The sequence below is a fragment of the Ferrovibrio sp. genome, assembly GCF_019636075.1.
Taxonomy (GTDB): domain Bacteria; phylum Pseudomonadota; class Alphaproteobacteria; order Ferrovibrionales; family Ferrovibrionaceae; genus Ferrovibrio.
On record NZ_JAHBYG010000040.1, the window covers coordinates 1 to 18,743 of the forward strand.

Annotated in this window: 18 protein-coding genes and 1 tRNA gene; 10 read left to right on the plus strand and 9 right to left on the minus strand. The window is 64.3% G+C overall.

Going from position 1 to position 18,743, the window contains the following annotated elements:
* The 3 genes from KF827_RS15290 to KF827_RS15300 form a co-directional block, all read right to left on the minus strand.
* The coding region (locus tag KF827_RS15290; protein WP_291007221.1) for a septal ring lytic transglycosylase RlpA family protein at positions 1-1,006 on the minus strand (1,006 nt) is incomplete at its 3' end.
* 204 nt (positions 1,007-1,210) lie between these two features.
* Positions 1,211-2,458, minus strand: coding sequence for a lytic murein transglycosylase (locus tag KF827_RS15295; RefSeq protein ID WP_291007223.1), 1,248 nt, complete (start codon positions 2,456-2,458; stop codon positions 1,211-1,213).
* Between the two features lie 102 nt (positions 2,459-2,560).
* Complete coding sequence (locus tag KF827_RS15300; RefSeq protein WP_291007225.1) at positions 2,561-3,397, minus strand: YdcF family protein; 837 nt, start codon at positions 3,395-3,397, stop codon at positions 2,561-2,563.
* A 162-nt stretch (positions 3,398-3,559) separates the two neighbouring features.
* On the opposite strand from KF827_RS15300, the gene KF827_RS15305 reads away from it, so the two are divergent.
* The 8 genes from KF827_RS15305 to KF827_RS15340 all read left to right on the plus strand — a co-directional run bounded on the left by KF827_RS15305 (position 3,560) and on the right by KF827_RS15340 (position 8,795).
* Positions 3,560-4,396 (plus strand): SPOR domain-containing protein, encoded by an 837-nt coding sequence (locus KF827_RS15305; RefSeq protein ID WP_291007227.1) that lies wholly within the window; start codon positions 3,560-3,562, stop codon positions 4,394-4,396.
* A gap of 5 nt (positions 4,397-4,401) precedes the next feature.
* Positions 4,402-5,688 carry an MmgE/PrpD family protein gene (locus KF827_RS15310; RefSeq protein WP_291007228.1) on the plus strand — a complete coding sequence of 429 codons (1,287 nt, stop codon included), beginning with the start codon at positions 4,402-4,404 and terminating at the stop codon, positions 5,686-5,688.
* A complete protein-coding gene (locus KF827_RS15315) occupies positions 5,685-6,200 on the plus strand; it encodes a hypothetical protein (protein WP_291007230.1) in 516 nt (171 codons plus the stop codon). The genes KF827_RS15310 and KF827_RS15315 overlap by 4 nt, the downstream gene beginning before the upstream one ends.
* Before the next feature lie 76 nt (positions 6,201-6,276).
* Positions 6,277-6,792, plus strand: coding sequence for a response regulator (locus tag KF827_RS15320; protein WP_291007232.1), 516 nt, complete (start codon positions 6,277-6,279; stop codon positions 6,790-6,792).
* A 103-nt stretch (positions 6,793-6,895) separates the two neighbouring features.
* Positions 6,896-7,234, plus strand: coding sequence for a hypothetical protein (locus KF827_RS15325; RefSeq protein WP_291007234.1), 339 nt, complete (start codon positions 6,896-6,898; stop codon positions 7,232-7,234).
* A gap of 5 nt (positions 7,235-7,239) precedes the next feature.
* A complete protein-coding gene (locus KF827_RS15330; protein WP_291007236.1) occupies positions 7,240-7,908 on the plus strand; it encodes an NAD-dependent epimerase/dehydratase family protein in 669 nt (222 codons plus the stop codon).
* 216 nt (positions 7,909-8,124) lie between these two features.
* Positions 8,125-8,379 carry a plasmid stabilization protein gene (locus KF827_RS15335; RefSeq protein ID WP_291007282.1) on the plus strand — a complete coding sequence of 85 codons (255 nt, stop codon included), beginning with the start codon at positions 8,125-8,127 and terminating at the stop codon, positions 8,377-8,379.
* Complete coding sequence (locus KF827_RS15340) at positions 8,376-8,795, plus strand: type II toxin-antitoxin system VapC family toxin (RefSeq protein ID WP_291007238.1); 420 nt, start codon at positions 8,376-8,378, stop codon at positions 8,793-8,795. Before KF827_RS15335 ends, KF827_RS15340 begins: the two co-directional genes overlap by 4 nt.
* Before the next feature lie 328 nt (positions 8,796-9,123).
* Here the strand turns inward: KF827_RS15340 and KF827_RS15345 are convergent.
* From KF827_RS15345 to KF827_RS15370, 6 genes are all read right to left on the minus strand, one after another.
* Positions 9,124-9,199 (minus strand) — tRNA-Glu (locus KF827_RS15345).
* 142 nt (positions 9,200-9,341) lie between these two features.
* Positions 9,342-11,168, minus strand: coding sequence for a single-stranded-DNA-specific exonuclease RecJ (gene recJ, locus KF827_RS15350; RefSeq protein WP_291007240.1), 1,827 nt, complete (start codon positions 11,166-11,168; stop codon positions 9,342-9,344).
* A gap of 1 nt (position 11,169) precedes the next feature.
* Positions 11,170-12,195, minus strand: a complete 1,026-nt coding sequence (gene glpX, locus KF827_RS15355; RefSeq protein ID WP_291007242.1) for a class II fructose-bisphosphatase — start codon at positions 12,193-12,195, stop codon at positions 11,170-11,172.
* Positions 12,192-13,514 (minus strand): homoserine dehydrogenase, encoded by a 1,323-nt coding sequence (locus tag KF827_RS15360; protein ID WP_291007244.1) that lies wholly within the window; start codon positions 13,512-13,514, stop codon positions 12,192-12,194. The genes glpX and KF827_RS15360 overlap by 4 nt, the downstream gene beginning before the upstream one ends.
* On the minus strand, positions 13,507-14,727 hold the full coding sequence (locus tag KF827_RS15365; RefSeq protein WP_291007246.1) for an LL-diaminopimelate aminotransferase: 1,221 nt from the start codon (positions 14,725-14,727) through the stop codon (positions 13,507-13,509). Before KF827_RS15365 ends, KF827_RS15360 begins: the two co-directional genes overlap by 8 nt.
* A 101-nt stretch (positions 14,728-14,828) precedes the next feature.
* Positions 14,829-15,986: an OmpA family protein gene (locus tag KF827_RS15370; RefSeq protein WP_291007248.1), complete on the minus strand. Its 1,158-nt coding sequence runs from the start codon at positions 15,984-15,986 to the stop codon at positions 14,829-14,831.
* Positions 15,987-16,180: 194 nt separating this feature from the next.
* Here KF827_RS15370 and KF827_RS15375 point away from each other — a divergent pair, with 194 nt between their 5' ends.
* Together KF827_RS15375 and KF827_RS15380 are read left to right on the plus strand one after the other, a co-directional pair.
* Positions 16,181-17,992: a class I poly(R)-hydroxyalkanoic acid synthase gene (locus KF827_RS15375; RefSeq protein ID WP_291007250.1), complete on the plus strand. Its 1,812-nt coding sequence runs from the start codon at positions 16,181-16,183 to the stop codon at positions 17,990-17,992.
* Between the two features lie 11 nt (positions 17,993-18,003).
* Positions 18,004-18,645 carry a muconolactone Delta-isomerase family protein gene (locus KF827_RS15380; protein ID WP_291007252.1) on the plus strand — a complete coding sequence of 214 codons (642 nt, stop codon included), beginning with the start codon at positions 18,004-18,006 and terminating at the stop codon, positions 18,643-18,645.
* Positions 18,646-18,743: the final 98 nt, after the last annotated feature.

Genomic DNA, 18,743 nt, shown 5'->3' on the forward strand with positions numbered 1-18,743 from the left:
CCGCATCGGCGCTCGACACCTGATCGAACGGCCCGAGGCGGACGCGGAAGAATTCCTGGTTGTTGACGATGCGGGATGAAATGTTCACCGGGCCATGGCCGCTCACCTGGGCCGCCACGCGGTTGGCATTCTCATGCTGGGTGAAGGCTCCCACCTGCACATAGATGCCGCGCCCGCCGCGCACCGGCTCGGTCTTTACGTCCTGCTTGGCGAGTTCGGCTGCGGGGTTCACGCCCGGCGCGGTACGCTGCGGCGTGTTGGCGGCGGCCACGATCTGCATCGGGCTGGGCCCGGCGGAGGCCGCCTGCGCCACTTCGGCCGACCGGCCACGCGCGCCGGGCGGCGGCGGCAATGCCTCGGCCTGCACTGTGCCACGCGGCGAAGCGGAAACCGGCGGCTTGTCGGCATCATCGCTACGGCGCGAAGCCACGGCGGCATTGGGATCGCTGCCGCCGGCCACCAGCGGGCCACCGCCTGCGGCTAGCGGCGCCGGGCCGAGATACTGCACCCGCACCTTGGCGGTGCCCTGGCGATCATAGCCCAGCAACTGCGCCGAACGGCGCGACAGGTCGATCACCCGGCTATTCACATAGGGGCCGCGATCATTCATGCGCACCACGATGGAACGGCCATTCTCCAGATTGGTCACCCGCACCAGCGAAGGCATCGGCAGCGTGGGATGCGCCGCCGTCACCTCGTTCATGTCGAACACTTCGCCATTGGCGGTGGCCTTGCCGTGGAACTGCTCGCCATACCACGAGCCGATGCCGGTCTCGTCGTAATTGGGGTCTTCCTTGGGGTAATACCAAACCCCGTTGATCTGATAGGGATTGCCCACTTTGTAGATGCCGGTGCCGCGCCCGGAGGGTTCGGAAACCGGCGGCAGCGCCCGAGCCTGCTGCTGATCCGGCCGCCCCACCGACTTGGCGGCATGGGTGACCAACTGGGTTTCCGCGCAGCCGGCAAGCAGCAGCCCTGAGCCAAGCATGGCCAGGGCGGAAAACATGGTTAATGCCCGGGGCCTGGGCGAGGGTTTGCTAAACATGGCGCGCCGTTGCGGATTCATGGCTAAATGTTGTGGGATCATAGGCTGTTTTGCCCCTGTTAGCAAAGAGTCCCCGCTCATCGCCGCGGCGAATCGAGGGGTCAGGTTAAGCCGATCCCGTTGACATTTCGTTTACTACAGCCCCTAAGCCGGCGCTTTATGCCCTCAGCCGTCGATCTTGTCGGCCAGCAGGCTCACCGTCAGGGCATAATGATGGGCGCAATTGTAGCGCAGCACCGAGCGGTAATTGGCATAGACCAGGAAGCTGGGGCCGCCTGCCCCATCGGGCTGCACCAAAGCGGCGTTCAGCGGCACCTTGGGCAATTCGCCGCCATCCGACCGCTTCACGCCCAGCCGGGCCCATTCGGTCAGCGGCTTGTCTTCGGTCATGCCATCGATGGCGCGGCAGCCCGAACGGCCCTGGCGGGCGAATTCGCCCAGGCGGGCCTGCAAGCCCGCCGGCATAACCACTTCGCGGCCCCAGGTTTGCGCCGAGGACCAGCCATGCTTGGCCAGGTAATTGGCGATCGAGGCGAATACATCGCCCTGATTGTTCCAGATATCGCGGCGGCCATCGCCGTCGAAATCCTCGGCATAGGCCAGATAGCTGGACGGCATGAATTGCGGCTGGCCCATGGCCCCGGCCCATGAGCCCTTCAGCGTGTTGTAGTCGATATAGCCACGATCCAGCATCTGCAGGGCGGAAAACAGCTCGTTGCGGAAATAGGTCGAGCGGCGGCGGTCATAGGCCAGGGTGGCCAGCGAATTGAACAGCGGGACATCCGCTTTCACGGCGCCATAGCGGGTTTCGATACCCCAGATCGCCAGGATGAAGCGCGGCTGCACGCCATAGCGCTGCGATACCTGGCCCAGCAATTCACGATGCTGCTCGCGCAGCCTTTTGCCGCGCTCGATATTGGCCGGGGTGATCACGCGATCACGATACGTGGCGAAGCTGAGCTTGAATTCGGCCTGGTTGCGGTCGCGCTCAAGGATGCGGGCCACCGGCTCCACGCCGGTCAACGCGCGGCTCACAACCTCCTGCTTGATGCCCTTCTCGATGGCTTCCTTGCGCACGCCTTCGAGGAATTCGCTGAAGGCGGCGCGGTCGAAATTCGCCGGCTCGGCAGCCGGTGCCGAACTCGCCGCCGGCGCGGCCGGGGCCGCCGCCACCTGCTGGCCAGATGCCGCAGCAGCCGGCGCGGCGCCGGAGTTTGCGGTACTGGAACTGGCGGCATTGGCCTGAGGCGGATTGGCCGGCGCGGCATTGGCGGCAGGCTGGGGCGAACGGTTGGCCCCGCAGCCGGCGATCAGGCCGCCGAAGACCAGCACCACCGCCATAAGCCGGGTGGCCGTTCTGCCGCGCATTACGTGACCGAGCTGGTTGCGTTTTTCCTGGCGCTGAACCGTCATTACCCGCACTCCGAATCTGTCAAAATCTGCGCTGTTGAGCCTGATTACCCTAGCCGGCAGCCAGGGTCCACCCCTGCCCCCAGAGAGTCTGCGACCAGAGGGTTACTTCACTGCGCGATCCGGTAAACGCTCCGGTAGAATCGTGCGGGTGTGGCCCAATAGCCGGTAGGCAAACAAACCTAGCCATTCCTGTGTGGCAAGATTGAGGCCGGTCAGCCCGGCCATCGGATTAAATCCGAGGCTGGCAAAGCCGCCCCAGCCGGGTTGCCGGGGGGTGCTGATGTAATCCACCGGCACCGGCAGCACCTGCCAATCCACTGCACGGAAGCAATTCACCGCGCGCGGCATATGGCGCGCCGAAGTGACCAGCGCCCAGGTTTCGCCCGGCTGCGGCTTGGCCACCGCCTTGCTGTTTACGGCATTTTCAATGGTGTTGCGGGCTGCGCGCTCGAACATCACGCGATCCAGCGGAATGCCGATCTGCTGGAAAATCCGTTCCGCCACATCCGCCTCGGCCATCAACAGCCCGGGCTCTACGCCCAATTGCAGCCCCGCCCCGGTATAGAGCAGCTTGGCATCGGGATAGCGCCGGGCCAGTTCGGTAAACACCAGATAGCGTTCGGCAGCGGCATTCACCTGCGGCTGGCCCCAGGCGGCGGTGAGCACCGGCTGCTCGGAGCCGCTGAGCAGGATGATGCCATCCAGCTTCTCGGGCAGTTGCGGCGGCGGGAAATAGCCCTCCAGCGGTTCCACCAGCAGGCGACCCAGCGGCAGCACCGAAACCGACAGCAGGGCCAGCAATAGAACGAACACGCCACGCCGCACCCAGCGCCGCCAGGGACGCCAGATTTGCAGCAGGCCGCCCAGGATCAGCAGGGTCAGCAGCAGATTGGCCGGATTGAGCAGCGGCCAGAGGAATTTCGACAGATAAACGGACATTGGCGATCCGGCATGGCGGGAATCGGAGCGCAATGCTAACGTTGCAGCCCTGCCAGCCGCAACCCGCACATTGCCGGCCTGCCTTTAAGAATACAGGGACTTAAAGAGACACGTGACTTAAACAGACCTCAAGCCACGTAAAGACACCAGGGATCCACCGCCATGTCGCTGCCCACCGCTTCCGCTGCCCTCGGCATTGCCGTCCTCGCCTCCACCGGCCTGGCCAGCTTCGGCCTGCCCGAACCCGCCCCCACCGCGCCGCGCGCAGTGATCGTGCCGGTGGCCGCCTTGCAGCAGCCGCTGATCCTGGTGCCGCCGGGCACGGCGGTGATGCAGGATGCGCAGGCGATGCCGCAACGCCCGCAGCAATATGCAGCCACCACCGATGAAGACAAAACCGCGCCGCGTTTCGGCGGCCCGAAATCCTCGCCCACGCCGCTGGTAACCCCGCCGGCCATGCGCGCGCCGCAGACCATGCCGGCGGCGCAACCGGTTCCGGCGGCACAGCCCGCGCCCGCCATGCAGCCCGTACCCACCATGCCGCGACCGGCGCAACAGCAACGGCCGGCGGCCATGCCTGCCGCCGCCACACCGGCCACGATGCCTACCGCAAGGCCCACTCCCGCTCAAGCGATGCCGGTTCAGGCCGCGCGCAGCGAAATGCCGCGCCAGGTGCATGGCTTCGATGGCATCGTGGCCAGCGAACGCGCGCTGTTGCAAAAGACCGCCAGCACCGCGCGCTACGAGGCCCATATCGCGTCCGCCGCCACCGAGATGGAAGCCGACCGCCTGTGGTCGGCGCTGCGCGAGAAGCTGGATCAGCGCCACAGCAATGCGGTGGCGCATTTCAAGCTGATCGACGTGCCTGGCCATGGCCGCTTCGTGCGCATTCTGGTGGGCGATTTCAACGACGCCGCCGCCACCGCCGATTTCTGCCGCGCGGTGATTGCCCAAGGCAGCGATTGCCGCATCCTGCGCCAGTTGGAAAACAAGAGCTGAGCGGAATGCAGAGCCTTACTGCCGGGCTTGTGGACCTGATCGAGGCCAAGCCGATCTCGGATGCCGATTACCACGCTGCGGCGCTGTTCACCCTAGACGCACTGGCCAATGCCCTGGCCGGGCGCCTCACCAAGCCTGGCGCGATTCTGCTGGATTGGGCCGCCGCCGAACCGTTGACCATGGGGCGCGAGGCTTTGCTGCTCGGCGGCCTCACCCATATCCTTGAAGTGGACGATCTGCATCGTGCCTCCGTGGTGCATCCCGGCTGTGTAGTGGTGCCGGCGGCCTGGGCCTTGGCGAAGCGCAAGCGGATAGCGGGCCGTGCTTTGCTGCGCGCCATCCTGAAAGGTTTCGAGGCCTGCTGCCGCGTGGGCATGGCGGTCGGTCCGGCGCATTACAAGATCTGGCATAACACCGCCACCTGCGGGCCCTTCGGTTCGGCCTATGCCGCCGCCGATCTGCTGGGCCTGGACAAGCCGCAATTGGTGGATGCCCTGGGCAATGCCGGCACGCAAAGCGCGGGCCTCTGGCAATTCCTGGAAACCGGCGCGATGAGCAAACATCTGCATGCCGGCCGCGCCGCCGAGGCCGGGCTGCTCGCCGCCGATCTGGCGCAGCGCGGCTTCAGCGGTTCGCCGCAGATTCTGGAGGGCGACAAAGGTTTCTTCCGCGCCGCCTGCCCGGATGCCATCCCCGACCGCCTGCTGGCCGATGCCGATGCGCCCTGGCAATTGCGCCAGACCTCGATCAAGCCCTGGCCCTGCTGCCGCCATACCCATCCCACCATCGACGCGGCGCTGGAACTGGCCGCCAAGCTGGGCAACCGGGCGGTGGAAAGCATTCAGGTGAACACCTACACGGCAGCGCTGGATGTCTGCGACCGGCCGTTGCCCACCAGCGAATACGAAGCGAAATTCTCGCTGCAGCATTGCGTGGCCGCCGCGCTGCGCGATGGCCGGGTGGATTTCGCCAGCTTCGATGCATCGGCGCGCAGCCGCCTGGCCGATATCCGTGCGCTGGCCCGGCCTGCGATTGCCGAACCATTCGCATCGGCCTATCCGCAAGCCTGGGGCGCGCGCGTATCGGTGCGGCTGGACGATGGCGCCGAGATCACCGCCGAACGCCGTCACGCCTTCGGCGATCCGGAAAACCCGCTCAACGATGCCGCCATGCGCGACAAGGCCGGCATGCTGCTGCGCCAGGCCGGCCTGGAACGGCCCGATGCCCTGATCGATGGCGTGCTGGCCATGGCCAATGACGGCGCCATGCCGGCGCTGCCCGGCTTGCAATGATCCTGCGTGCTACGCCCTATATCCTTGCCCTGATGCTGCTCGGCGCGGCGGATGCCGGCCTGACTCCGGCCTGTGCGCAAGCTGCCGGCAACAGCAAAAAAAACACCAACTGCTATAACGCCAAGGAAGTGGAAGCCGAGGCCGAAGTGCGCGCCGGGCTGGGCCTGCGCGACACCCTGCGCCGCTGCGCCCGGGTATCCGAGGACGGCCAGGCCGCGCTGGATGCGTGGTATGCATTCGACAAGGATAATACCGATCGCATCAAGGGCGCGGTCACCATGCGCCACAACACCATCAAACGCCTCTACCCCAAGCGCACCGCCCAGGAGCAATGGGAAAACGATGCCAGCATCGCCACCCGCGCAGCGCCCGAGATCAATGATGGAGTTTGCAAGGCGGCCTATGACGTGATCGACAAGCTGAAGAAAAACGGTTGGCCGGCGTTTAAGTATTACGCCAAGCTGCAGCAAAGCCTGCTGGTCACCGACATCCCGATTTGTCGGGAAAATTGACAAAAAGTAACACACTCCATTCTTGCAAAAAGTCTGCAACACAGCTAATCGAATCTGTGTTGCAGGAGATTTGTTTTTGCCGCGCATACTCTTGGTAGAAGACCATGCTCCAACGGCGGCCATGCTGATGGCCATGCTGAAAGGGCTGGGCTATGCCCGGGCCGCATTGGCGCCCAATACCGATCAAGCCATTGTGCAATTGCGCGCCGGCGGGGTGGACCTGCTGCTTTGCGATTACGAGCTCGGCATGATCAACGGCCTCACCCTGGTGAAGATGGTCCGTCGGCCCGAGGGCCTGGGCAATCCGATGCTGCCTATCGTGATGATGACCGCCCATGCCGAAGGGCCGTTGGTGGCAGAGGCGATGGCCGCCGGGGTGGATGATTTTCTGGTCAAGCCGATCATGCCCGAAGCCTTGCTACGCTGCCTGCAGCAAGTGCTGCAACGCAGCCGGCCCTATGTGAAAAGCCGCGACTATGCAGGGCCGGATCGTCGCCGCCGTAAAACCACCGATCATCCCGGTCGCCGCGATGGCGATGGCAAGACCCGGCCGCTGCGGCTGGGCAAGCACAAGGTTTGGGATACGGATTGAGCGCGGATTGAGCGGTGGCCGGCGCTTGCGCGCCGCAGGATCGCTGGGTAACTTTCTCTCACGTCCGGATTGACAGAGACGCTTAATTCTTGGGGAAAACACAATGGCCTACACCGAAATCGATACCGACAGCCTGTTTGCCCGCATGTTCGGCGCTGCCCGCGAGGAGAGCCGCGACAGCTGGAGCAGCATCCGCGGCTTGGTGAAGGTCGAACTCAAGAGCCTCGCACGCAAGATCAAGGAAGCCGGCAAGGCCGTGGCGACCGGCGATATCAGCGAAGAGAACGCCCGCCTGCTGCTGCGGCTGGATCGCGTGCAGATCGCCACCGTTGTGGCCGCCACCTCGGCGATCACCCTGCCGGCGGCCGAACGCGCCATCGGCTCTTCGATCGACGCCGTGCGCGAGAGCGTGAACGGCGCGCTCGGCTTCTATCTGCTCTGAAAACCATGCGGGTGCTGCTGACCGGCGGTAGCGGTCTGGTCGGCAGCCTGCTTGTGCCGCAGCTGCGGCAGCGCGCCGATATCGCGCTGCTCAGCCTGGCCCGCAAACCGCGCGATGCGGGCGAAACCGCGGTGGATTTCGAGGCGCTTGCCGCCGATCCTGCCGATGTCATCGCGGGCCTCGCACAACACCCCATCGATATCGGCATATCCTGCCTGGGCACCACGATCGCCAAGGCCGGCTCACAGGCCGCCATGCGGCGCATCGACCATGATTACGTGCTCGCCACCGCCCAGGCCGCGCGCGCCCAGGGGGCCGGGCATTTCATCCTGATGAGTTCGGTGGGCGCCGGCGGCGGAGGCTTTTACCTGCAAGTGAAGGGCGAGGTCGAACGCAGCATCGAAGCCCTCGGCTTCCAGCGCTTCGACATCCTGCGCCCCAGCCTGCTGCTCGGCCCGCGCGCCGAACGCCGCCTCGCCGAACAGCTAGGCCAGATCGTCGCCCCGCTGCTCAATCCGCTGCTGCTCGGCAGTCTTGAAAAATACCGCGCCATCCCGGCCGATACGGTGGCTGCCGCAATCATGCGGTTGATCGGCACGACAGCCCCGGGCAAGCATGTGCATGAATACCGGGATTTGCTCAGCCTCGCTGCTTCTGGCCCTGGCAACGCATAAGGCCCAGGCAACGCATAAAGCTTTGCCCGCTCGCGTCTGCCCATCGGGCAAAGCGCCAATCGCCAAGAATTCGGTCTGAAACGAAAGCCGCGCCTTGTTTACTAGATTGATAGCTTTTCGACTGTGGTTTAGGCCCGGCTTTGATGGCTCTTGCTGAATGATATCATTTATATTAAAATGATATCACAGCCATCACATTCTATCAGGTGCCATCAAATGCCTGCCGTCACTATTCGCAACCTCTCCGAAGAAACACACCGCGCTTTGAAGGTGCGCGCGGCTCATCATGGCCGCAGCGCCGAGGCTGAAATGCGCGACATTCTTGAAGCGGCAGTTCGCCCCGCCAATCGCATCCGCATCGGTTCCGCTTTGTCGGCGTTGAGCCGCGCTGCCGGGCTGACCAACGCCGATTTCGAGCCGCTGGAACAGAGCCGCGACCGGACACCTGCCAAGCCCATGAGCTTTGAATGATCATCCTCGACACCAATGTCGTCTCGGAGGCGATGAAACCGGAACCTGCTTCCGCCGTGCGCGACTGGTTGGATGAACAGGCCGCCGAAACCCTTTATCTTTCCAGCGTCACCGTCGCGGAACTGCTGTTCGGCATCGCAGCACTGCCTAACGGGCGGCGCAAACAAAAGCTCACAACAACACTCGACGGAATGCTAGGCCTGTTCGACGGCAGAATCCTGCCTTTCGATACAGACGCCGCCCGCTGCTATGCTGATCTTGCCGTGGCCGCCCGTCATGCAGGCAAGGGCTTTCCTACACCGGATGGCTACATCGCGGCCATCGCCACCGTTCATGGCTTTACAATCGCCAGTCGTGACGCCAGCGCCTTCAAGGCAGCGGGTGTCGCGATCATCGACCCTTGGAAGCAAGCTTGATGAGCTGCTTTAGCCTACCAATCGTGCATCAGACTGTTAGCGCGCAGACGCTCAACGATCACCCCAACTTCCTGCGTCAGCTCAAGGGGCTGCCACGGCGTTCCTAACGGCTTTCAAGCGATCTGTTTCCGGTCCTGCTGCAGGCCGCTCGCTCACGGGCAGCCCGATGGCATCAATCAGGTCGCCGGGAACACGGCGGCGATACACTAAACCCCAACCTTGATTCGGATCAGGTGCTTCATGCAAAGCAGCATTATCGGCCTCTCCGTGTACCAGTGGTAACGGAAACGGCCTAACTCTTGCTAATTCTCAAGCAGAAATGAGTATTTGGCGACCCCTACGGGGTTCGAACCCGTGTTCCCACCGTGAAAGGGTGGTGTCCTAGGCCTCTAGACGAAGGGGTCGAGGCGTGGCCTGTCGGCGGGGCAGGGTTTAGCCCGGTTCGGGGGGTAAATCAAGCGCTGCTGGAGGGTTTTTCACACGCTTGTAAACGGGTCCAGGGCTAGGTCCGGGGTCAGACCCAGGACCGGGCGGATGACTCTGCGGTCAACCGCTGGGCAGGGCAGCGTCTTCCACCACGAACTGGATGCGCTTTTCGCCGCGCCAATGATCCGCGCGCAGATGGCCGGCCAGGTGCAGCGGGCGGCCGGTGGTGCGGGCATGCAGCAGGGTTTCACCCAATTCCCCGCCTTTTTTCGTGCCTGTGGCGCTGGCGGCATCCAGCGCACGAAAGGCGATGCCGCGCAGCCGGCTGCCCTGGCCATCGGCCGCCGTGACCAGGCAGCGCACATGGCGCTCGCCCACCACATCGGCCTGCACCAGCCGCACGGCGGGCAACGCGAAACGGGGTTCGGCATTGCCCGAGCCATAGGGGCCCAGGCGTTCGAGCTGTTCATGCAAATCGGCCGTGGCGCCGCTCACCGCCAGGGCGCCATCCAGGCCCAGCGAAGCATCCGCGCCGGCCCGTTCCACCGGCCCGGCCAGGCGCTCGGCCAGGAAGGCACGCAGTTCATCCAGCCGCTCCATGCTTACGGTAAGGCCAGCCGCCATGGCATGGCCGCCACCGTTGAGCAGCAGACCCGCCTGCCCCGCCGCCACCACGGCCGCGCCGAGATCGACGCCGGGCACCGAACGGCCCGAGCCCTTGGCGATGCCGTTATCATCGGCCGCCAGCACGAAGCTGGGCCTGCCGGCCGCCTCGCGGATCCGCGCCGCCACGATGCCGATCACGCCGGGATGCCAACCGCGCCGCGCCACCAGGGCCAGCGGCGCGCTATCGGGCACGGCCTGCAATTCCTCCAGCGCCTCCGCCAGCACCTGCTGCTCGATGGCCTGACGTTCCTTGTTCAGCCGATCCAGTTCGCGCGCCAGACCGGCGGCCTCGCGCGGATCGTCGCAGGCCAGCAGCCGCGCACCGAGATCGGACAGGCCGACCCGCCCCCCGGCATTCACCCTCGGCCCGAGCAGAAAGCCCAGATGATAGGCGCCCGGCGGCTCGGATAACCCGGCCACATCGGCCAGCGCCGAAAGCCCCACATTATGCCGCTGGCGCAAAACCTTGATGCCCTGCGCCACCAGCGCCCGGTTCACGCCGGTGAGCGGCACCACATCGCAGACCGTGCCCAGCGCCACCAGATCGAGCCAGTTCAGCAGATCGGGCTTAGGCGTATCGGCATTGAAATACCCCGCCTCCTGCAAGGCGCGGTTCAGCGCCACCAGGAGCAGAAACACCACGCCCACCGCCGCAAGCTGGCCATGGCCCGCGGTTTCATCCAGCCGGTTCGGATTCACCACCGCCAGGGCGCTTGGCAATTCCGGTTCGGCCAGATGATGATCCAGCACGACCACGCCAAGGCCAAGCCGCGCCGCCTCGCCCAGCGCCTCGAAAGCCAGCGTGCCGCAATCCACCGTGATCACGATGCCGATGCCTTCATCCGCCAGCTTGCGCATGGCCGGCGCATTGGGGCCATAGCCCTCTTTCTGGCGATCGGGGATGTAAACCCGCAGCGGCTGGCCGATGGCATTGAAAAACCGCTTCAGCAAAGCCGAGGATGTGGCGCCATCCACATCGTAATCGCCGAACACCGCAATGCGCTGGCCACGCATGATCGCTTCGGCAATCGCCTGGGCGGCCTTACGCATGTCTTGAAAGCCGGCCGGATCGGGCAGCAGGCGGCGCAGGCTGGGATTGAGGAAATCCTCCACCATCTCAGGCGCCACGCCGCGCCCGGCCAGCACACGGCCCAACACCTCGGGCAAGCCGGCGCGTTGCGCCAGCGCCAGGGCCAGCCGGTCGTCGGCCGCACGCAGGCGCCAGCGCCGCCCGCTCACCGAGCGCGCGACACCAAGATACGGTGCCGCAGCCTCGCTCATCTCAGGTAGCCGGATTGCGGATCACCGCATCGATATGGCGGATGGTGCCGGTCTGCGAACGCATGACGATGGAATTCACCTTCACACCGCCCGGCCCGCCGAGCGCGTTGGGCGGCACGCGCTTCACGCCGCGCAGCATCGACCCATCGGTGACCCCGGTGGCCACGAAGATCACATCGCCCTGGGCCAGATCGTGCAGATTATATTTGCGGTCCAGCTTCTCGATATTCAGCCGGCGGGCCCGCGCGCGCTCATCCTCGTTGCGAAACATCAGCCGGCCCTGCATCTGGCCGCCGATGCAACGCAAGGCCGCCGCCGCCAGCACACCGGCCGGGGCGCCGCCGCTGCCCATATAGATATCGATGCCGGTATCGGGATCGGTGGTGGCGATCACGCCGGCAATATCGCCATCCGAAATCAGGCTGATGCGGGCGCCGGTGGCGCGCACGCTCTGGATCAGGTCCATATGGCGCGGCCGGTCGAGAATGCAGACCGTGAGATCGGAAACCGCCACGGCTTTGGCTGCCGCCAGGGCAGACAGGTTTTCGGCGGCGCTGCGATCCAGATCCACGATGCCATCGGGCAGCCCGGCGCCAACGGCGATCTTTTCCATGTAGATATCCGGCGCATGCAAAAAGCAGCCGGCATTGGCAAAGGCCATCACGCTCATCGCGTTATTGTCGCCCTTGGCGGCAATCGAGGTGCCTTCCAGCGGATCCAGCGCGATATCCACCGCAGGGCCCTTGCCGGAACCGACCGTCTCGCCGATGAACAGCATCGGCGCCTCGTCGCGGTCGCCCTCGCCGATCACGATGGTGCCGGCGATATCCAGTGCATTCAACGCGCGCCGCATGGCATCAACGGCCGCTTGATCGACGGCCATTTCATCGCCCAGGCCGACCAGCTTGGCGGCGGCGATGGCGGCGGCCTCGGTCACGCGCACGGCCTCCAGGGTGAGATTGCGCTCCACCGAGATCGGCTGGGCAGCCTTGCTGTCGCCGGTTTTGCTTTTGGGTGTCTTGCTCATGGCGCCTCGATGCGGATCAGGCGCGGCGGCTCCTGCATGGAACGCAGCTTGCCGATGCGCTTCAACGCGCGCGCCATATCGGCTTCGCGTGCCTCGTGGCTGATCAGCAATACCGGCACGGAACCATTGGCGCCTTCGGCGCGGCCGCGCTGCACCAGGCTTTCGATGCTGATCCTGTGATCCCGCAGAATGGCCGAAACATCAGCCAGCACGCCGGGCTGGTCCTTCACGATCAAGCGGATGTAATAGCGGCCCACATGGTCTGCCATCGCTGCCGACTTGGATACCGAAAGCTTGGTCGCCGGCACGCCGAAGGCAAGGCTGCTGCGCCCGGTGGCGATATCCACCAGATCGGCCACCACGGCAGACGCCGTGGGATTGCTGCCGGCGCCGCGACCTTCGAACATCACCTTGCCAACGAAATCGCCCTCGGCGGCCACGGCGTTGAACACGCCATCCACATGGGCAATCGAGATGCCGGCCGGCACCAGGCAGGGATGCACGCGCTGCTCGATGCCCTTGGGCGTGCGCCGCGCAATCGCCAGCAGCTTGATGCGATAGCCGAATTCCTTGGCGAAGGCGATATCGACAGCCGAGATGTGGCGGATGCCCTCCACATGCACGGATTTGAAATCCACCTTCTGATTGAAGGCCAGACCGGCCAGCACGGTCAGCTTATGCGCCGCATCCACGCCATCGATATCGAAGCTGGGATCGGCTTCGGCATAGCCCAAAGCCTGTGCCTCGCGCAGCACATCGGCGAAATCGCGGCCGGTCTCGCGCATCTCGGTGAGGATATAGTTGCAGGTGCCGTTCAGGATGCCGTGCAATTGCTTGATGCCGTTGCCGGCCAGGCCTTCGCGCAACGCCTTCAGGATCGGGATGCCGCCCGCCACCGCCGCCTCGAAAGCCAGCGGCACATCCTGCTTCTCGGCCAGAGCGGCCAGCTTGTCGCCATGCATGGCCAGCATCGCCTTGTTGGCGGTGACAACGCCCTTGCCGGCCTTCAGCGCTGTCTCGCAAAGTCGCTTCGCGATGCCATCGGCGCCGCCGATCAACTCCACCACCACATCCACTTCGGGATCGCTCGCCAGATCGGCGGCGTCCTTGTACCAGCGCCAGCTGGATGATTGCTTGGGCAGGTCGCGCTTCTTGCGCCGATCGCGCGCCGACACCGCCACCACCTGGATCGGCCGTCCGGCGCGGTCGCTCAAAGAGGCGGCGCGTTCATGCAGCAGCCGCACCACGCCGCTGCCGACAACGCCCAAACCCGCAACGCCGATACGCAGCGGCGGTGCCTTCACTATACTCTTAGCCATGAGCCACCGCCTTCTGATCTTCCTGCGGCAGATTACTGGGGCTGCTCAACAGACGCTTGATGCTCTTCACCGCCTGGCGCGTGCGGTGTTCGTTTTCGACAAAGGCCAGGCGCACGAAATTGTCGCCGTATTCGCCGAAGCCGATGCCCGGCGCCACCGCCACCTTGGCTTCGCGCAGCAGCAGCTTGGAGAATTCCACCGAACCGAGATCGGCATAGCGTTCCGGGATCGGTGCCCAGCAGAACATCGAGGCGGACGGATTGGGGATCGCCCAGCCGGCCTGCGTAAGACCCTGCACCAGCACGTCGCGGCGCGATTTATACATCGCGCGGATTTCTTCCACGCAATCCTGCGGACCGTTCAGCGCGGCGGTGGCCGCCACCTGGATCGGCGTGAAGGCGCCGTAATCGAGATAGCTTTTCACCCGCGCCAACGCGCCCACAAGCTTGGCATTGCCGGCGCCGAAGCCGATGCGCCAGCCCGGCATGTTGTAGGTCTTGCTCAGCGAAGTGAACTCGATGGCCACATCGCGCGCGCCGGGCACCTGCAGGATCGAGGGCGGCGGATTGCCGTCGAAATAGATTTCCGAATAGGCCAGGTCGGAGATGATCCACATATTCCGCTTCTTCGCGAAATCGACCACTTCCTTGTAGAAATCCAGGTTCACGGTCATCGCCGTGGGATTGGCGGGGAAGCTGACGATCAGCGCAATCGGCGCCGGCACGCTGTGGCGATAGGCGCGATCCAGGCCGGCGAAGAAATCGAAGCCCGGACCGATCGGCACGCTGCGCACATTGGCGCCGGCGATGATGAAGCCGAAGGCATGCATCGGATAGCTCGGGTTCGGCACCAGCACGGTATCGCCGGGCGCCGAAATCGCCATCGCCAGATTGGCCAGGCCTTCCTTCGAGCCCAGCGTGACGATGCATTCCTTGTCCTGGTCCAGCGTCACGCCGAAGCGGCGGCCGTAGTAATTGGCCAAGGCCTTGCGCAGGCCGGGCACGCCGCGGCTGGAGGAATAGCGGTGCGCACGCGGATTCTGCGCGGCCTCCACCAGCTTGGCCACGATATGCGGCGGCGTGGGGTTGTCGGGGTTGCCCATGCCGAAATCGATGATGTCTTCGCCGGCGGCGCGGGCCTGCGCCTTCATGCGGTTGACTTCTTCGAACACATAAGGCGGCAGGCGCTTGATGCGGTAGAACTCGGTATCCATGTCTTTAACGTCCGTTTTGGCGCGTCGGCTGCGATCGGGGGATGCGAATCGCTATAGCGGCGCCGGTTGTGCCGCGCCGCGTTTCTCTAGCTCAAATCAGCTTATCTTTCGAGATAGATTTCTACGCGGCGATTGTAATCTTCCGCCAGCGGCATTGCTTCGTAGTAGACCGGGCTGGCGTCTGCCCTGGCCTCTACGATAATAGCTCGGGCATCCACATGCAGCCGGGTGAGTTCGGCAGCCACGGCCTCGGCGCGCTTGCGCGAGAGGTCGTAATTGGTCTGCCGGTTGCCGCTGGCCGGCATGTCGCCGGTGCGGCTGGATGAGTGGCCGATCACCCGCAAGGCAGGCGCCGAGGCGAAGCCACGCTGATATTCGGCAACCTGCTTCAGCAGCGCCTTGTCGCGGCTATCCAGATTGACCGAGCCATTGGCGAAACGCACCACGGCCAGCAATTCGCGGCCCTGGCCGGGATTGCCAATCGCCGCCCGGGTGGCCGGGCCGCCGAAATTGGCGACCGGTTGGGCATTCACGCCGGGCGTGGCCGGGCTGGGCACGGGCGTGCTGCCGGGCTGGACAAAGCCCTGCTGCTGCAGGCCAGGCGGCAAGGTGGTGGCGGCCGAGGCCATCAGGCTGGCGGCATAGACATTGCCCATATTCGCCCCGGATTGCATTTGGCTCATCGCCTGGGGCGGTTGGGCTATCGGTGCGGCATTGGAGGGCGACAGCACGGTATTCGGCTGGCCGGCGATGCGCGGATTGGTCAATTCGCCACGGCCCATGGCCAGTTCGCGCACCTGTGCCGAAGGCACGGCGCCGCCCTGCAATTGCTGGTTCGCGACCGACTGGCCGGCCTGGCGCGGCAGGGCCGTGCTGGGTGCGCTGGGCGATGGCGGCAAGGCATTGGAGCTGCTGGGGCGGGCGCGCAACTCCTCGTCGGTATAGCGCGCATTGTTGCGGTCGGCGGCCAGGGTATTCATGGCCTGGCTGCGCTCGGCGGTGGTGCTCTGCTCCACCGGGCGCGGCGGCACCCGGCCCAGATTGGGAAAACGCTCGTCGGTGGCGCGGCCGGCCTGGCTGGCCGGCACCACCGGATCGTCGGCGAACCATTCGGTCGGGTCGGCCCAATCGGGCACCGAGCAACCGCCCAGGCCCAGCATGGCGGCCAGCAAGGCAGGCGCCAGAAGGCTGCGACGGGCAGTCTTGCTGCCGGCCAAACCACCCTGCCCCGTTGCCTGTGTCTTGCCCATCATCGCCATCAAACGCCCCCTGAACCTGACCCGAAACCCAGATCGACAACCGCCATCAAATCATCGTCGGCGGCAAACCACACCATCTTGCGGCCCTTTCCGGTATCCCGTAACCTCGTGCCGAAGCAGAGGAAATAGCCGAATGGCTCGGAAAACCGGGAAACCGGCTGAAGAATTTAGGGCCCGAGAATAAGGATTGTCGGATGAACAAGCAACCGGACAGTGGGGGCAACTTGCCCGATCCGACCGAATGGGCCAAAACTTGGTCGGAAATCGCCGAACAAAGCCAAAAACTGGTGTCGGATTTCCTCGCCAAGCAGGGCGCGGAACCGCCCTCCCTGCCGGCCACGCCGGATCCGATGAATATCGGCAACGCCTTCATGGAAATGACCTCGCGCATGCTGGCCAATCCGACCAAGCTGGTAGAAGCGCAAGTGGAATTGTGGCGCGCCTATATGGAGCTTTGGACCACATCGGCCCAGCGTTTCCTGGGCCATCAGGCACCGTCGGTGGCCAATCCCGATAAAAGCGACAAGCGCTTCAAGGATGCGGCCTGGAACGAAAGCTATCTGTTCGACTACATCAAGCAGAGCTACCTGCTCACCGCGCGCTGGCTGCAGCGCACCGTCAACAATGTAGACGGCCTGGATGCCAAGACCCAGAAGAAGGTGGATTTCTATACCCGCCAGTTCGTGGACGCGATGGCGCCCTCCAATTTCGTGATGACCAACCCGGAGGTATTGCGCGCCACCATCGACAGCAACGGCGAAAACCTGATCAAGGGTTTGCAGAACCTGCTGGAGGATATGGAGCGCGGCAAGGGCAAGCTGAACATCAAGATGGTGGATGCCAAGGCCTTCGATGTGGGCGGCAATGTCGCCACCGCGCCGGGCCAGGTGATCTACCAGAACGATCTGATGCAGTTGATCCAGTACAATCCCACCACCGAGCAGGTCTACAAGCGGCCGCTCTATATCGTGCCGCCCTGGATCAACAAATTCTATATCCTCGATCTGAAGCCGGAGAATTCCTTCATCCGCTGGATGGTGGATCACGGCTATACGGTGTTCGTGGTGTCGTGGAACCAGCCCGACGAACGCCATGTCGACAAGACCTTCGAAAGCTATATGCGCGAAGGCATCCTGGATGGCCTGGATGCCGTGAAGCAGGCCACCGGCGAGGAGGAAGTCACCGCCATCGGCTATTGCATCGGCGGCACGCTGATGGCCTCCACACTGGCCTGGATGGCCGCCAAGGGCATTGATCGCATCAAGGCGGTCACTTTCTTCGCCGCCCAGGTGGAATTCTCCGAAGCCGGCGAATTGTCGGTGTTCATCGACGAGGAGCAGATCAAGTATTTCGAGGAATTGATGGCCGAAAAAGGCTATCTCGAAGGCACCGAGATGGCCGCCACCTTCAACATGCTGCGCGCCAACGACCTGATCTGGTCGTTCGTGGTGAACAACTACCTGCTGGGCAAGGAGCCCTTCCCCTTCGACCTGCTCTACTGGAATGCCGATGCCACGCGCATGCCGGCCAAGATGCACAGTTTCTATCTGCGCAACATGTATCAGCGCAATCTGCTGGCCCAGCCCGGCGGATTGGAACTCGCCGGCGAGAAGATCGATCTGCGCAAGATCAAGATTCCGGTGTATCTGCAGGCCAGCCGCGAAGACCATATTGCGCCGTTCCGCTCGGTCTACAAAGCCACCCAGCTCTATAGTGGGCCGGTGCGTTTCATGCTGGCCGGCTCGGGCCATATCGCCGGCGTGATCAATCCGCCCCGTGCGAAAAAGTATCAGCATTGGGTGAACGACATCAAAACCAACCCGCCCAGCGTGGAAGAATGGATGCAGGGCGCCACCGAACATCCCGGCTCATGGTGGGAGGATTGGGACAAGTGGCTGTCGAAAAAATCCGGCGCCAAGGTTAAGGCGCGGGTACCGGGCGACGGCAAGTTGAAGCCGATCGAGCCCGCACCGGGCAGCTATGTGAAAAAACGCATCATCGATTGAACGGATACACCATGCTGTTTCAGGCGGAAGTACAGGTGCGCTACGCCGATGCCGGCGACAAGCTACCGGAATTGGTGAAAGGCGAATGGCGGGCCTCCGAGGTCATGCTGGAGGCGCGGCAATTGGTGGGCATCTGGCGCAAGGCCGATGCCAATGGCGTGATCCTGGTATGGGACATGCCGGACCACGACACACTGAATGCCCGGCTACGCGCTATGCCGCTGTATCCCTATTTCGGCGAGGTGCGCGCCACGCCGCTGATCCCGCATCCGAATTTTCCGCAATTCGCCAAGCCGGCCACGGCGCATGAAAAGCCGGTGGCGGGCCAGCCCTATCAGGGTACGCCGCTCTATTGGATCGACCTGACGGTGGATTACGCCCGTATCGGCGATGCGGCGCAAACCCTGGTGCCGGCGGAATGGCGCGAGGAAGAAGCCATGCTGGAGCGCCGCCAGCTTGTCGGCATCTGGCGCAAGGCCACTGCGCGCGGCGTGTTCATGCTGGCAGCCCTGCCCGATGCCGATGCGGTAAACGCGCAGATCCGCGCCATGCCGCTGTATCCGTATTTTTCCAGCGTGCAGGTAACGCCGCTGATCGCGCACCCGAATTTCCCGCAATTCGCCCGCCCCGCCACGACGCACGAAAAACCTTAACCCCCGCAGTCCCCCGCTAGGATTTCCGGGCCAGACCATCATCCGGCCGGAACTCCTTGTCGGTTTACGCCCCCACATACTCGTATTTCGCGTTATTA

Bases quoted from the DNA above. Each gene is read 5' to 3' on its own strand.
- recJ (WP_291007240.1), bottom strand. From the start codon at position 11,168: ATGAGCGAGGCTGCGGCACCGTATCTTGGTGTCGCGCGCTCGGTGAGC.
- KF827_RS15300 (WP_291007225.1), bottom strand. From the start codon at position 3,397: ATGTCCGTTTATCTGTCGAAATTCCTCTGGCCGCTGCTCAATCCGGCC.
- KF827_RS15370 (WP_291007248.1), bottom strand. From the start codon at position 15,986: ATGGCGATGATGGGCAAGACACAGGCAACGGGGCAGGGTGGTTTGGCC.
- KF827_RS15360 (WP_291007244.1), bottom strand. From the start codon at position 13,514: ATGGCTAAGAGTATAGTGAAGGCACCGCCGCTGCGTATCGGCGTTGCG.
- KF827_RS15330 (WP_291007236.1), top strand. From the start codon at position 7,240: ATGCGGGTGCTGCTGACCGGCGGTAGCGGTCTGGTCGGCAGCCTGCTT.
- glpX (WP_291007242.1), bottom strand. From the start codon at position 12,195: ATGAGCAAGACACCCAAAAGCAAAACCGGCGACAGCAAGGCTGCCCAG.
- KF827_RS15340 (WP_291007238.1), top strand. From the start codon at position 8,376: ATGATCATCCTCGACACCAATGTCGTCTCGGAGGCGATGAAACCGGAA.
- KF827_RS15310 (WP_291007228.1), top strand. From the start codon at position 4,402: ATGCAGAGCCTTACTGCCGGGCTTGTGGACCTGATCGAGGCCAAGCCG.
- KF827_RS15325 (WP_291007234.1), top strand. From the start codon at position 6,896: ATGGCCTACACCGAAATCGATACCGACAGCCTGTTTGCCCGCATGTTC.
- KF827_RS15380 (WP_291007252.1), top strand. From the start codon at position 18,004: ATGCTGTTTCAGGCGGAAGTACAGGTGCGCTACGCCGATGCCGGCGAC.
- KF827_RS15315 (WP_291007230.1), top strand. From the start codon at position 5,685: ATGATCCTGCGTGCTACGCCCTATATCCTTGCCCTGATGCTGCTCGGC.
- KF827_RS15375 (WP_291007250.1), top strand. From the start codon at position 16,181: ATGAACAAGCAACCGGACAGTGGGGGCAACTTGCCCGATCCGACCGAA.
- KF827_RS15365 (WP_291007246.1), bottom strand. From the start codon at position 14,727: ATGGATACCGAGTTCTACCGCATCAAGCGCCTGCCGCCTTATGTGTTC.
- KF827_RS15295 (WP_291007223.1), bottom strand. From the start codon at position 2,458: ATGACGGTTCAGCGCCAGGAAAAACGCAACCAGCTCGGTCACGTAATG.
- KF827_RS15335 (WP_291007282.1), top strand. From the start codon at position 8,125: ATGCCTGCCGTCACTATTCGCAACCTCTCCGAAGAAACACACCGCGCT.
- KF827_RS15305 (WP_291007227.1), top strand. From the start codon at position 3,560: ATGTCGCTGCCCACCGCTTCCGCTGCCCTCGGCATTGCCGTCCTCGCC.